This is a genomic window from Ruminococcus sp. RTP21198st1_G1_RTP21198_201120 (assembly GCF_040924265.1).
In the GTDB taxonomy this organism is placed as follows: Bacteria; Bacillota; Clostridia; order Oscillospirales; family Ruminococcaceae; genus Hominimerdicola; species Hominimerdicola aceti.
In genome coordinates this window covers 29,976-42,933 of the sequence record NZ_JBCOMH010000012.1, presented here as the reverse complement: position 1 = coordinate 42,933, position 12,958 = coordinate 29,976, and the positions used below count along the sequence as shown (strand labels likewise).

General features: G+C 41.2%; 15 protein-coding genes. 3 read left to right on the top strand and 12 right to left on the bottom strand.

The genetic code is table 11. The annotated features are described in order from the left end of the window. Positions 1-7: 7 nt before the first annotated feature. The 12 genes from xseA to AB5627_RS09000 all read right to left on the bottom strand — a co-directional run bounded on the left by xseA (position 8) and on the right by AB5627_RS09000 (position 7,854). On the bottom strand, positions 8-1,201 hold the full coding sequence (gene xseA / locus AB5627_RS09055; RefSeq protein WP_022286853.1) for an exodeoxyribonuclease VII large subunit: 1,194 nt from the start codon (positions 1,199-1,201) through the stop codon (positions 8-10). Next, on the bottom strand, positions 1,198-2,139 hold the full coding sequence (locus tag AB5627_RS09050; protein WP_022286852.1) for a peptidase M22: 942 nt from the start codon (positions 2,137-2,139) through the stop codon (positions 1,198-1,200). The genes xseA and AB5627_RS09050 overlap by 4 nt, the downstream gene beginning before the upstream one ends. Next, positions 2,136-2,549: a transcription antitermination factor NusB gene (gene nusB, locus AB5627_RS09045; RefSeq protein WP_022286851.1), complete on the bottom strand. Its 414-nt coding sequence runs from the start codon at positions 2,547-2,549 to the stop codon at positions 2,136-2,138. The genes AB5627_RS09050 and nusB overlap by 4 nt, the downstream gene beginning before the upstream one ends. A gap of 35 nt (positions 2,550-2,584) precedes the next feature. Beyond that, positions 2,585-2,941 (bottom strand): Asp23/Gls24 family envelope stress response protein, encoded by a 357-nt coding sequence (locus AB5627_RS09040; RefSeq protein WP_022286850.1) that lies wholly within the window; start codon positions 2,939-2,941, stop codon positions 2,585-2,587. A 126-nt stretch (positions 2,942-3,067) separates the two neighbouring features. After that, positions 3,068-3,610, bottom strand: a complete 543-nt coding sequence (locus tag AB5627_RS09035; RefSeq protein ID WP_022286849.1) for a SpoIIIAH-like family protein — start codon at positions 3,608-3,610, stop codon at positions 3,068-3,070. A gap of 18 nt (positions 3,611-3,628) precedes the next feature. Beyond that, positions 3,629-4,180, bottom strand: coding sequence for a stage III sporulation protein AG (locus AB5627_RS09030; RefSeq protein ID WP_022286848.1), 552 nt, complete (start codon positions 4,178-4,180; stop codon positions 3,629-3,631). A 3-nt stretch (positions 4,181-4,183) separates the two neighbouring features. Beyond that, entirely contained in the window at positions 4,184-4,654 is a 471-nt protein-coding gene (locus AB5627_RS09025; RefSeq protein ID WP_022286847.1) for a hypothetical protein, read from the bottom strand. Position 4,655: 1 nt separating this feature from the next. Then, positions 4,656-5,795, bottom strand: coding sequence for a stage III sporulation protein AE (locus tag AB5627_RS09020; RefSeq protein WP_265290608.1), 1,140 nt, complete (start codon positions 5,793-5,795; stop codon positions 4,656-4,658). Between the two features lie 9 nt (positions 5,796-5,804). Beyond that, positions 5,805-6,191 carry a stage III sporulation AC/AD family protein gene (locus AB5627_RS09015; protein WP_022286845.1) on the bottom strand — a complete coding sequence of 129 codons (387 nt, stop codon included), beginning with the start codon at positions 6,189-6,191 and terminating at the stop codon, positions 5,805-5,807. After that, a complete protein-coding gene (gene spoIIIAC / locus AB5627_RS09010; protein WP_022286844.1) occupies positions 6,191-6,388 on the bottom strand; it encodes a stage III sporulation protein AC in 198 nt (65 codons plus the stop codon). The genes AB5627_RS09015 and spoIIIAC overlap by 1 nt, the downstream gene beginning before the upstream one ends. 40 nt (positions 6,389-6,428) lie before the next feature. Next, on the bottom strand, positions 6,429-6,917 hold the full coding sequence (locus AB5627_RS09005) for a stage III sporulation protein AB (protein WP_333635079.1): 489 nt from the start codon (positions 6,915-6,917) through the stop codon (positions 6,429-6,431). Between the two features lies 1 nt (position 6,918). Beyond that, positions 6,919-7,854 carry a stage III sporulation protein AA gene (locus AB5627_RS09000; protein ID WP_117891951.1) on the bottom strand — a complete coding sequence of 312 codons (936 nt, stop codon included), beginning with the start codon at positions 7,852-7,854 and terminating at the stop codon, positions 6,919-6,921. Between the two features lie 220 nt (positions 7,855-8,074). On the opposite strand from AB5627_RS09000, the gene AB5627_RS08995 reads away from it, so the two are divergent. From AB5627_RS08995 to AB5627_RS08985, 3 genes are all read left to right on the top strand, one after another. Further along, positions 8,075-9,043, top strand: a complete 969-nt coding sequence (locus AB5627_RS08995; RefSeq protein ID WP_278642705.1) for a MoxR family ATPase — start codon at positions 8,075-8,077, stop codon at positions 9,041-9,043. Positions 9,044-9,186: 143 nt separating this feature from the next. After that, a complete protein-coding gene (locus tag AB5627_RS08990) occupies positions 9,187-10,248 on the top strand; it encodes a DUF58 domain-containing protein (protein ID WP_243238824.1) in 1,062 nt (353 codons plus the stop codon). Positions 10,249-10,258: 10 nt separating this feature from the next. Next, the gene (locus tag AB5627_RS08985; protein WP_265290607.1) at positions 10,259-12,940 is read left to right on the top strand and encodes a transglutaminase family protein; all 2,682 of its coding nucleotides are present in this window, start codon (positions 10,259-10,261) and stop codon (positions 12,938-12,940) included. Positions 12,941-12,958: the final 18 nt, after the last annotated feature.

The window sequence follows — 12,958 nt, the reverse complement described above, 5'->3', positions numbered from 1 at the left end:
CAGCCTTTCATTTGACAAATGTTATTTTAGCAGATACACTGCCGTCTGACAGCTTTATGTCTACCTCGTCGCCAACGTTCAGCATTGATACACTGTCGACAACGCTTTCGTCTTTCTGAACGATAGCATATCCCCTGCCCAGAATATTGAACGGACTAAGCATATTCAGAGAAGAAACATAGCCGTCAAGCTTAACTGACAGCTTTTCAAACCTGCGTTCCATGATCTGCGACAGCCTTTTTTCAAGGTCGCACACTGCTTTTTCGCTCTGCTCTAATTTCTTTTCAGGAGAATATAATTTCAAAAGCTTATCACAGCTTTCTATCTGTGACACAGCCTTATCAAGTTTAAGCTCCATAGCCTTGTCAAGCTTTTGCCTTAAAAGCCTCACAGCATTAAGTATATCCGCCTTGTCAGGGGTAGCAATCTCAGCCGCCGCTGACGGAGTTGGCACACGCATATCTGCGGCATAGTCTGCAAGAGTGGTGTCAGTTTCGTGACCTACAGCCGATATCACAGGTGTATTGCAGGCGTAAACAGCCAACGCCACAGCCTCGTCATTGAACACCATAAGATCTTCGCTAGAGCCACCGCCACGAGCTAAAATTATGGTATCTGCACCGCTCTTATCAGCCGCCGACAAAGCTTTGCATATAGTTTGTGCCGCTGTCGCACCTTGTACCTGTGCAGGATAAACTTCGATATTGCACACAGGGTAACGCCTTTCAGCTATATGGATTATATCCTGCAAAGCCGCCGCAGTAAGCGACGTAACAACAGCTATCTTCTTTGGAACAAGGGGTATTTTCTTTTTTTTGTTCACATCAAATACGCCCATTTTTTCAAGCTTTTTCTTGGTCTGTTCGAGCTGAACGTGCATAACGCCCACACCAAGAGGTGCTATCTCCGTAGCTATTATCTGATAAACACCGTCACGCTCATAGACCTCTATATTGCCCATAACAAGCACGCTCATGCCGTCCTCAGGCACGAATTTAAGCCTTGAAACACTGCTTGAAAACATAACAGCTTTAAGTGCAGAACTGCTGTCCTTTACCGTAAAATAGGCATGACCTGATTTGTAATGTATATTAAAATTGGATATCTCGCCCTTGACAGCAATGCCTTTCAGCTTAAGGTCAGACCGAAGTTTTGAAGCAAGATATCTGTTTAGCTGAGAAACAGTGATAACTGAACTCATATTTTGATCTTCCCTTTCCTGATTGCAGCATAGACCGCAACGCCCACTGCGTTATCACTTGAAAACTCAGGCTCAGCAAAGCTGCCGTACTTTTCAAGCTTGCTTTTTATAAAGCGATTAGACATCACACCGCCTGCATATATAATAGGTATATCCTTATACTCATGGCGAAGATTAACTGTCATTTTCTCCACCGCAAGGCACACACAATCAATACAGTATGCCGCAACATCAGCCACGGAACAGCTCTCGTCTATAAGCTTCATGCACTGATTTTCTATTCCGGAAAGTGAACAATAAAGCCCATCAACTGATGCTTTTGGCTTTATTTTATGTTCGCTTTCAGACGCAAGCCTTTCAAGCTCTTTACCACATGGAAAAGACAGCCCAAGCCTTACGCCTGTTCTGTCTATGGCTTGTCCGCCTTTAAGATCACGGCTTCCGCCGATCTGAGTTATATTTATCAACTTAGCCTTGTCAGGCTCGCACAAAAGAAGATCTGTAGTGCCACCACTGACGTGAAAAGCCGCAAAAGGCTTATCAGAACTGAGCATATCCAGCTTTCCGCAGGAATAAAGTGCCGCAAGTATATGTCCCACCTGATGCGAAGTCTTTTCAAGGTCAGCTCCACAGGCAAGTGACACAGCTTGTGCAACATTTTCTCCAACAAGAAAGCAAGGCATATACGAACCCTCTGCACACCTTGGTGCATAAGAATACCCAACTGCACTTAAATCATACCTTTTATCAAAAAGCTGTTTCATAAGTTCTGGAAGCTGTTTCGTATGGTGAAACACAGCGTCGGATTGTCTTAGCCCTCGCTCTCCCTGCTTGACAGGAAGAAGTTTTTTGCATGACCTGATGCTCATATCCGCAGTATCAAGCAGTGCACATGAAGTGGTATAATTGCTTGTGTCTATTCCGAGTACAAAACTCACTGCTTTTCCTCTTGTTCCTTTGCAAATGAGCCAAGCACACCGTTTACAAATGAAACGTCAGGCTCGAGGGCATATTTTCCTGCAAGAGCCACAGCCTCGCTTATGGCAACGTTCACAGGAACGTTCTCCTCATATATTGCCTCGTAAATAGCAAGTCTGAGTATTGCAAGATTTATTTTAGGTATTCTTTCAACAGTTCTCTTGTTGCTGAACTTGCTGATTATGCTGTCGATCTCGTCCTGCTTTTCGCAAACATTTTCCACGAGCTTTTTAACTTCATCATTTACGATAATCTCGTTCACTTCCATGGCAGACATGAAAATATCGTCAAGCTCATCGTCCTGTCTAAACATTTTCTCAAATATCAGCAAAAATGCTGATTCTCTTATTTCACGCCTTTTAATTGGCACAAAAACACTTCCTTCATCTTATATTTGTCTGAATCCTATTCCTTTTCCGAAAGGTCAACTCCGCATATGGTCACATTTACCTTTGCAACTGTAAGTCCAAGCATATTCTGAACTGCACTTTTTACTTTATCCTGTATCTCCTCGGCAACGGAAACCGCCTTAGCTCCACGGCAAAGTATTATACCTATAGACACTGACAGCACATCGTCAACAAGACCTATCCTGATATTGCCGAAATTTTCCTGTCTAAACCAGAGCTGACGTGGAGTCTTCATAACAGGAGCGATACCATAAACGCCCTCTATTTCATTAACAGAGTTTGTAACGATCTGCGCTATAACGTCCTGACTTATGTGCAGGCTTTTTTCTACTTTCTTTGAAACATCATTCATATTTATCCAAGCCTCCCTTTTTAGATATAAAAAAGAAATCCTTCAATCTATACTTATAACCATTATATCATAAAAATCAATAGGTTACAAGTATTTTGAAGGACTTTTTTTATTTGCTGACAAATTTTATTCTACATCATAAATTCTGATGTTTTCATTTGCAACTGAAACTTCGCTAAGGAGGATATCTTTTATCTGTGCCGCTTCGCTTGCAACAAGCCCGTCGCTGTCGGTCTTTACAACGATATTTGCGTTGTCACCGTCAAGATAAACAACACAGTCCTCAAAGCCTGCTGCTTTCACAAGTGTCTCTACCTTGCTCTCCGACTCCATGAGCCCTGTCATGGCTGAAGCTTCTTCTTCAGCGACTTTCTTTTCTTCCTCTGTGGAATCGCCGCCGTTCATTATATTTTTTAATGTTTCTACCGCCTCGTCCCTTGAATTCATTCTGTCTATTCTTGCCTGTGCAAAATAATCTGAAGTGCTGTCATTGCTTACGAGCTGTGCGTCGCCGTAATTCACGCTTTGACTTTTCACAACGTCCGTCGCCTTTATCTTGCCGTCTGAGGTCGATACTGCATAATTTATGTATACTGCAAGACCGAGTATCAGCGTCATTCCTGCAAGGATTATCTGCTTTTTGCCTATTATCATGGTCGTTTTTTTCATCTTTATTACCTCTTTCTGTTATTTTCTGCCCTCAACGCAGATCTTACTGCTTGATATGCCTAGTACTGTCGAAACCGCTTTAAGCACACGTTCGTTTACTTTTATATCTCCACCTCCTTCGCAAACAATGACAACGCCGCATATCTGCGGTTTTATTATTTTTCTGACCAAAGCCTCCTTTTTGCCGTCATTATCAGTTATTACTATCTCGTTTTCATACCTGTCGCTTGTTCTGTCACCATTATTGTCTGTGCTTTTGGTAAGATTTTCGGCATAAACATATTCGGTAGTTCCCTCAACTGTCACCATTACCTCGCACTCGCCAACTCCCCTGACTTGAGAAAGAACATCTTTAAGCTCTTTTTCTATCTGCTTTTTGTAGCTGTCTGTATCATCAGTGGCAACGCTTTCCGTGGGAATGCTCTTGCTCTCTGCCGTATTTTTAGCAGGAAACATCTCAGAAACAAATATAAGTAATATCCCTGCAAGACCTACGGCTATCACTATCTTCGTTTTCATAGGAAGCTTTTTAAGAGCCTTTATTTTCCCCTCAACTTTACTTTTCAGCAACGTTTATTCCTCCTGCACGATAACTTGAGTATCAGGCAGATCTTCTGCAATAAGCTTTTCAACAAGCCCTCTATCGCTTATTTTAGTCAGATATACCCTTACCGCTGTTATCTCTATTTCATTATATTCATTTATATCTGTGGTTATGTCCACTCTGACGTTTTCTATGCCATTCTTATTCAGCTTATCCAAAAAATATTCTTCAAGCCTGCTTTCGGATTCGGACAGATAATAAAGTTTCGTCGCTGTTGAAACGCTGTCAAACTCAGGCAGATCTGCAAGCTCTGTATAGTCGCTTAGGGTGACTTTGAAGCCATGTCCCATTACAGGCGTTATGACCGCAAGTAAAAGTATCACAGCAAGCACTGATCTAAGTTGTTTTTTCAAAGTTCCCTCAGGTGTGGCAATATCCGTCATAGAAGTTATCACGCCTATAATGCAGGCAATAAATATCACTGCTTTAACTGTATTCATTTTAAGCTCCTATGTTCATGGCTGTCATTATTACAACTGATGTGGAAATAACGAACATTATAGAATAAGCCGCAAGGATGCTCACACCAATTGATAAAACCGAGTTTATGCTTTTAAGAAGTCCACCACTGTTGCTTATGCCAAAAATATCGTTTATGGTAGCGCCTATCCACACTGCAAGTTTTACTGCAAGAAGCGTAAGCAAAGGTTTCGCAACTATCACAGACATTATTATAACCCCTATCACGCCGACGCTTGTTCTTATTACGCCTATACTTCCCTTTACCGCTGAATAAGCTTCAGAGACCGAGCCACCTATGACAGGTATAAAGCTTGAAGCCGCAAACTTAACGGCTCTTGCGGAGAGATTATCAGCCGCCGCTCCTGCAAAGCTTTGAATAGATAACAGCCCTGTAAAAAGAGTCATCACAATGCCAAGCAACCATATGACCAGCTTTTTCACCGACTCTGCAAGACTTCCAAGGTCAAGAGATGGGTTTATTGCAGAAACAAGGGTCACTGCAAGCACTGCCGACAAAAACGGCACAAGTATCGTATCTGCCAATATACCTGCGCTTTCACATATTATCAGCATAACGCTGTAATAGCCTGCTCCTGCCGCCGCACTACCGCCTGCTGTCGCCACGCTTGAAAATATGGGTATGTAGGACATCATGAATCTGTTCATTTGTTCCATGGAAGTCTTTACAGAATAAAGACTGTCAGTGACAGTATCGCTTATAACAAGCACTGTGGTAAGAACACATATGAGCGTGAATACCTTGTCCACTGTACCCTCGGCTGACATTGACCTTACCAACACGCAGAGCATAGTGGCGGCTGTTATTTTCCCGAGCATTATAAGAGGGCTTCGCAAAGCAGCGGTAAAGCTTTCAAATATATGCTTTATCACATCAAAAGCATTTATATTTGCGGCAGAGGACGGATCTTCCAAAGTGATGTTATTATCTTCAAGTACAGTTTTTACATCTTCATCACCCTCAAAAGAAAGTCCCTCGTTTATTTCGCTTATGAGCCTGTCATAATATTCATTGTTCTGTTCCTCACTGTCTGCATATACTTCCTGTGGTGTAAACATGACCGCAAGTACTATGATGACAGTGGCAATTATTTTTTTCATATGTTAATCCTATATAAGCAATGCTTTTACTATTTCTACAAATGCTTTGAAAAGCGGCAGCGATACCGAAAGCATTGCAAGCTTTCCTGCCAAAGTGACCTGTGACGCAAGTGCGTTTTCTCCGCAGTCCTTACAATAATCAGATGCAAGCTGTACAATATAGCATATGCCAAGTGACTTGAACAGTATGGTAAGATACATATTGTCGATTCCTGACAGAGTGAAAAGGTCCTCAAAAACTGAGATAAGGTCTTTCACAAATGCTACCGAATGAAAAAGCACCAGTGCCGCCGCTGCAAGCACAGCCGCATATTTTATCTCACGGCTGTCTTTCTCAATGGCTTTGCACACTATGGTTGAGAAAATACAAAAGCACACTATTGTAAATATTTTCATTAATACAATCCAAACACTTCTTTTATCGTTTCAAATAGATTTCCGATCTGCCTTACTATCATAAGCAGAACGACAATAAGCCCTGCAAGAGTTGTCATCATTGCCTGCTCGTCACGCTCCGCTCGTTTCAGCAAGAGATTTAACACGGCAACGATAATTCCTATGGCAGCGATTTTGAAAATAAGATCTATGTCCATAAAATTTTGTTCCCTTCATTATGGTTATCCTTTGCTATGGCTATATTAGCATAATAGCGATAAAAGCCCCGCTGAGAACGCCCAAAGCCCTGCATAGCCGCACCTGTGAGGTGAAATTCTCTGAAAGTCTGCTTATCTGCTCGTCAAGTGCGGCAAGGCTCATGGAAATGTATGCAAGCTGACCATTTGTGTCTGTTGTGCCGAGTTTTTCAAAAAAATCTATGGCGGTCTGCCTGATTTCATTGTCAAAAAGCTTTGACTTATATATATCCTCGGTTATTCTTCTGCGGACATCAGGCGAAGAGGTATCTTGCGACAAAAATGTAAAGTCAGAATAATCCTTCTGCAAGCTAAGCTTTAAGATAATTTCCCCGAAAGTCATTCCACCCTCAACCATTGCCCTTGTTTCAAATATCAACCGTCTGAGAAGCTTGAGATATTTCATTTGCCGTATCTTGTCCAACGCCATTGCACAGCCCATTTGTGTGCAGGCGGATATGATCAGCACACAGCCTATTAGCTTTATCATTTCATGCTCCTGTTTTTGTAAATGATACCAGCCTGCCACACATTGTTCCTGTGCCTAATACCGCAAGTGCGTCGAAAGCCTTGTCTTTTATGAGTTTTGAGATATAACGCCGCTTTTTAAGCTCATCAAGGCTTGAAGCATGGCATGAAGCAATAAGCTTCACTCCTGAGTTGAGCGCATACTGCAAAGCTTCGTTGTCCTCAGAAGAACCTATCTCGTCGCATATGAGTATTTGCGGTGACATGACCTTGACAGCCGTCATTATGCCCTCATATTTGTTGTAGGAATTGAACACGTCCGTCATTGCACCTATAAGATTTTGCGGCTCACCTGCCACTGTTGCGGCAAACTCGTTTCGCTCGTCTATAAGCGCAACACGCCAGCGTTCGCCAAGCTTTCTTGCAAGATCACGAAGCACTGTAGTTTTTCCTCCCGAGGGCGGTGAAGCTATAAGCAGGCTCATTGGTTTGTCAGAAAAGCATTTTGCATATATCTCGTCTGAACTGCCTATCATTTCACGAGCTATCCTTATATTAAGAGAAGATATATTTTTTACCGACTCCACGGCATAACTCCTTGCAGGATCAAGGACGGCAGTTCCGCAGAAGCCTACTCTGCACCCTCCTGAAACCGTTATGTACCCTCTTGCTATCTCACGGTGAAAGCTGTGAAGAGAGTTCTGAAATGCTCGCTGATAGATAGTTTCAATATCATCTGTGGTAACTTGAACGCTATCCCCGATATTGTTCATTAGTCTGCCGTTATCATTAACGAAATACTCTTTCGAGAATATGGTAACAGACAGCCGTCTACCTCTGCGAAGCCTTATTTCCTGTATCCTGTCACGCTCTATTTCTGGCATTGACATAATTGCTCCCCTTATGCGAGGGGTGAGCAGTTCGTAAACGTATTTTATCTTGCTGACTTCTCTTATCATTTTTTCACGCTCCTTTTGACTTGTCCTATGAAATAACTATGCTGTGAGCCTGCATTTTAGTACAAGATATTTGTATTCTCCTACATACGCAGATATCCATTATTGTATTTAATTATCACGCAAAATGCTTGAAATACTGTTGTATTTGTGATATAATGTTAATGCAATATGCACAAATATTGTGAAGATAAAAGAAACATACAAAACAAAGGAGAAAATTATGAACAACAGCTTAACTGAAGAACAAGTAAAAGTACTGAATATGTCACAAAGCGTGATAAATGAGGTAAGAAAGGTCATTATCGGCAAGGACGAGATAATCATAAAAGTCCTGCTGTCCATACTTGCAGGCGGTCATATCCTTATTGAGGATATTCCAGGAGTAGGAAAGACCACTCTTGCCGTGGCTCTTTCAAAGGCGCTTTCACTTGACTATAAAAGACTACAATTCACCCCTGATGTTTTGCCAACAGACGTTACAGGTTTTACCATACTAAATAAAGAAACACACAAGTTTGAATATAAGCAGGGTGCAGCACTCACAAATCTTTTTCTTGCAGACGAGATAAACAGAACCTCAAGTAAGACGCAGTCTGCGCTTCTTGAAGTAATGGAGGAGGGCAAGGTAACTGTGGACGGTATCACACATAAAATGCCTGACCCTTATATCGTTATCGCAACGCAAAACCCGGTTGGCTCTATAGGCACGCAAATGCTCCCTGAGTCGCAAATGGACAGATTTATCGTAAGGCTCACAATGGGTTATCCTAATATTGAAAGCGAAGTCGCAATGCTAAAATCCAAGCAAAATCTCGTGCCTGTGGATAATGTAAGGCCTGTGGTGTCTGCGGAGGATATCCTTCAGGCAAGGAAAGTTGTGGAAAATATTTATGTTTCAGATCAGGTTTTCCAGTATATCGTTATGCTTGCAAATGCAACTAGAAACAATGAATATATAAAGTTAGGTCTTTCACCTAGAGGAACTATCGCACTACTCAGAATGACAAAGGCGACGGCGCTTCTTAAGGGCAGAGATTATGTTATCCCCGATGACGTTATATACAGCTTCAAGGACGTTGTTCTTCACAGACTTGTGTTCAGCTCAAAGGCAAAGATAAACGGCTTCACAGGAGAACAGATACTCAAAGGAGTTATTTCCTCAGTTCAGGTTCCTAGAGTTAGCAAGTAACGGAGGAGCAAATGCTGGTTTTATATATAATATTATTTATTGCCTCTATCTTTTTCTATATATTATATGTGGGTAGCTTCTCTTTTTATCTCTTTGCATTTTTACTTGTTATGCCTATTATCTTATTCGTTATGCTCAAAAAAATGTCAAAGAAAATAAGCGTTGGTTTTGTGAACACTCAGAAAACCGCAGGCAGATCGTCAAAGATACCTGTTGTGTTGAGATTGCAAAACCGCTCAAAGTTGCCTGTTGCCAATATGATTATAGAGATAGAATATTACAACACTCTTGACGGCGACAAAAATACAATGAAGATAAACACTCCCCTTTATCCTGATGATGTTCAGTATCTTACTTTGCACGTTTCTGCAAAGCATTATGGCACAGTGAGAATGAACATAAAACGCTGTCGCATTGTGGATATGCTGAAGCTTTTCAAGATAAGAGTAAGTACCGACGCTGCTTCCAGACTTTTTGGCGAAAGTACGTTCACTATAGTTCCTGACTATATACCCATCGAAAACAACATTGCCAATTATGCTGAAATGGGTCTTGAAACCGATGATTATTCCAAGACATCAAAGGGCGATGATCCCTCAGAGATTTTTGATATACACGAATATCATGATGGTGACAAAATAAATAGGATACATTGGAAGCTTACTGCAAAGCAGGATAAGACCATGGTCAAGGATTATTCCCTGCCTATATCAAACTCTATCGTGCTTATGGCGGATCTCCACCTTGATACAAATACAGACGATTATATGCTCGTATATGATACTCTTGTAGAGGCTATAGCGTCTATATCCTATTATCTCATAGAAAATGACACACCTCATAAGGTAGTGTGGTATGATAAAAAGAAAGATTTGAGTGAAGTAGTAAATGTTACAGACGAAGAAAGTGCAAGACTGCTTATAAGTCTGCTGTTGCAGGCTTCTGTTTATGATGAGCCTGACTTGTCTATGATAAATTACATCAATGAGCCTGAGAGATATAAATGCGGTCACTTGATGTATTTTTCTCCCGCATATAACAGCAATCTCAGCGGCGTTATGAACGATAACGATCTGGCGTTCCGCTATTCCTATATGCTTATCACAAACAAAAAGAAAGACGACGTTATAAACGATGAGTTTGCAGAGGTCGTGAACGTTACTGCAAAACACGTTGCCGAAAGCATACAGGAAATATGTCTATAAAGGTGACAACATGAAAAAGAAAAGAATAAAAAGCAAAAACAAAGATATAGGATTTATCAGCAGCAATGGTATCTGCATTGACGGAGATATCCTTATGAATTGCGAGCGTGAGCATAATTCAGGCTCATTTCTATGGTTTCAGATACTTCTGACCTTTGTGGCGACCATATGCACAGCATTTATGGCAGTATCATTCCTTGATATGGAAATATACAAGACCACGATCATATATTACTCCGCCATGCTTTCACTTGTGTTTGGTCTGATGAAATCGTCACACAAGATAATTAAGTTTTCTGCACTTGGTGTGATGATACTTCATGTAATTTACCTTGTGAGCAGGATAACTACAATAAAATACGGCTTGTTCGTTGTTATAGACAGATATCTTTCAAGGGCAAATCAACCTAACTCAACTCTTGGCGTTCAGCTTAGTGGAATTTCTACTATCGACTACCCATATCTTGCGTCAAATTTTTTCGTATTTTTTATAACTCTTGTTTGCCTTGGTGCGGCAGCATCCTGCCTTTATAGGATAGATTTTCCACTGCTGTTCATCATTACATTTCCTGTTTTCGAGCTTGGAATGTATTGGGGCTGGGAGCCGTCAATGTGGACTGTTATTGGTCTGTTTGTATGCTGGGTGACAGTGCTTGCACTGCACATAATAAACCACACAACTAACAAGGCAGGAAGAAAAAACACCTTTGCGGTGCATGAGCGAAAACGCACGTTTTATTTTACATCTGAAAAGCAAAAAGCTTGTTTCTATAACGTATTCATGAAATTCACGGCTATTTTAAGTTCGTTGGTACTTGTAGTTATAATGCTTTTCTCAGCAATAACAGGCTTTACACGTCCTGAGTCATTTGCAAAATACAGACATGATATTTCTACAGCAGTGTCAAATTTCTCTCTCACTGACCTGAGGAATGCTTTTTCAGATTATGACGGCGGATTTGATCTGTTTGGTATAAAAACAGTTGGTGGCACAAACGGAGGCGTTCTTGGCAAGACAGCAGGCATTAGCTTCAACGGCTCAACAGCACTAAAAGTGGTCACTCCAAAATTCTCTAATACACTATATCTCCGTGGATATGTAGCAGGCGTTTATAACGACAATAGCTGGACTCCTGTTGACGTGAATGGCAATGAAGACACCTTCTCTGATGATTTTGAGCAAGGCAAGATATGGGTGCAGGATCTGGATTATGACCTTATCCAACGCAAATACGCGGATCTGACCCCTGCTCAGATTTCTGTATCTGTTCTCGGCGCAAGCAAGAAATTTGTGTATGCGCCATACGCTTCTTTATATTCAAGTGATGGAAATACAGACGATAAAAAAATGCGTCCTACCACTGAGTCATATGTCAAATTAAGTTCAACAAAGTATTCTCTTTACTATTTTGACCCCTCTCTTATAGAAGAAAGACTTGAAGCTCTCCCTGAGGCTATAGCCACAGAAGTGCCTGCATTGTCTGTTAATAAGGACAGAGGTGTTGACGCTTACTCAGAGTTTGTTCACCAGAAATATATGGACGTTTCAAAGTCTGATGAGCTTGATAAGGCATATAAAGAGATACTTAGTGAATATCTTGGCGTGGATATTTACCACAAGGGTGATTGGACTTATGAAGAAATAAGCACTGCAATAAGAAACTATTTCTCTGATAACTTCACTTATACCCTTGAACCGGGTGTTACTCCAAAAGGTGAAGATTTCATAGATTATTTTTTAGGTACACAAAAGGAGGGCTATTGTTCATATTTCGCAACGGCGGGTGCAGAGCTTTTAAGAATGTTTGGCTATCCGTCAAGATATGTAGAAGGATATGTGGTGCTTAATTCACAGCTCGGTGAACCTAAAGATGATTCAACATACGAGGTAAGTGTAAAGGACAAATGTGCGCACGCATGGGCTGAGGTATTTATAGACAATGCAGGTTGGTATCCTGCAGAATTCACACCAGGTTATGATAATGATAATCCTAATCTTACGCAACAAGAGAAAGACCCTAAGGAAGTTACAACAACTAAAAGCACAGAAAGCAAGCCTACGACTACCACACAAAATGGCGGTCAGGGTGGCACAACTTCAGTGGTTACTAAAAAGCCTGCAAACAGTTCAAAAGCTTCAACAACAAAGAAAACAAATTCTGCAAGCAACGGACATGGTGCCGGAGTGATGTCAGGCGCTGGGAAAACTTCTGTTTCATCAAGAATAACAGAAAACAACAGCGACCATGGCTCATTTGTAGGAATTTTCATCACTCTGGGCGGACTTCTGCTTATAGGCTTCGGCGTTGTAGTCCATAGAGATGTTAAGGTAAAGAAAATGCGTTCGGAACTAAGTAATGGGGACAATAGATCACGCACTGTGGCGGTATATCGCTATATGCTCAAATATTTAAAGCTTATAGGCATTACCGACAGCAGAAATATTACAGACTTACAGCTTTGTGACAGGTTAACAGAAAAATGCCATGAAATGCAAATCAATGATTTCTCTCATATGATAAAATATATCGGAGAACTTGCAGTCAAAGCGGAAATGAGCAACTCAGTAATATCTGATGGGGAACTCGAAACTGCACTTTCTTATTTTGAAATCGTAAAGGACAAGATCGTCCTGCCAAAGCTTTCGGGTGCTAAGCTTCTTAATGCAAAATTTGTTTACTGTCTATATTAGAGGGAGAAAGCCACGCTC

Excerpts from the sequence above, each read along its gene's own strand:
- xseA (WP_022286853.1), bottom strand. The coding sequence starts at position 1,201 with ATGAGTTCAGTTATCACTGTTTCTCAGCTAAACAGATATCTTGCTTCA.
- AB5627_RS09040 (WP_022286850.1), bottom strand. The coding sequence starts at position 2,941 with ATGAATGATGTTTCAAAGAAAGTAGAAAAAAGCCTGCACATAAGTCAG.
- AB5627_RS09035 (WP_022286849.1), bottom strand. The coding sequence starts at position 3,610 with ATGAAAAAAACGACCATGATAATAGGCAAAAAGCAGATAATCCTTGCA.
- AB5627_RS09025 (WP_022286847.1), bottom strand. The coding sequence starts at position 4,654 with ATGAATACAGTTAAAGCAGTGATATTTATTGCCTGCATTATAGGCGTG.
- AB5627_RS09020 (WP_265290608.1), bottom strand. The coding sequence starts at position 5,795 with ATGAAAAAAATAATTGCCACTGTCATCATAGTACTTGCGGTCATGTTT.
- AB5627_RS09015 (WP_022286845.1), bottom strand. The coding sequence starts at position 6,191 with ATGAAAATATTTACAATAGTGTGCTTTTGTATTTTCTCAACCATAGTG.
- spoIIIAC (WP_022286844.1), bottom strand. The coding sequence starts at position 6,388 with ATGGACATAGATCTTATTTTCAAAATCGCTGCCATAGGAATTATCGTT.
- AB5627_RS09005 (WP_333635079.1), bottom strand. The coding sequence starts at position 6,917 with ATGATAAAGCTAATAGGCTGTGTGCTGATCATATCCGCCTGCACACAA.
- AB5627_RS09000 (WP_117891951.1), bottom strand. The coding sequence starts at position 7,854 with ATGATAAGAGAAGTCAGCAAGATAAAATACGTTTACGAACTGCTCACC.
- AB5627_RS08995 (WP_278642705.1), top strand. The coding sequence starts at position 8,075 with ATGAACAACAGCTTAACTGAAGAACAAGTAAAAGTACTGAATATGTCA.
- AB5627_RS08990 (WP_243238824.1), top strand. The coding sequence starts at position 9,187 with ATGTCAAAGAAAATAAGCGTTGGTTTTGTGAACACTCAGAAAACCGCA.
- AB5627_RS08985 (WP_265290607.1), top strand. The coding sequence starts at position 10,259 with ATGAAAAAGAAAAGAATAAAAAGCAAAAACAAAGATATAGGATTTATC.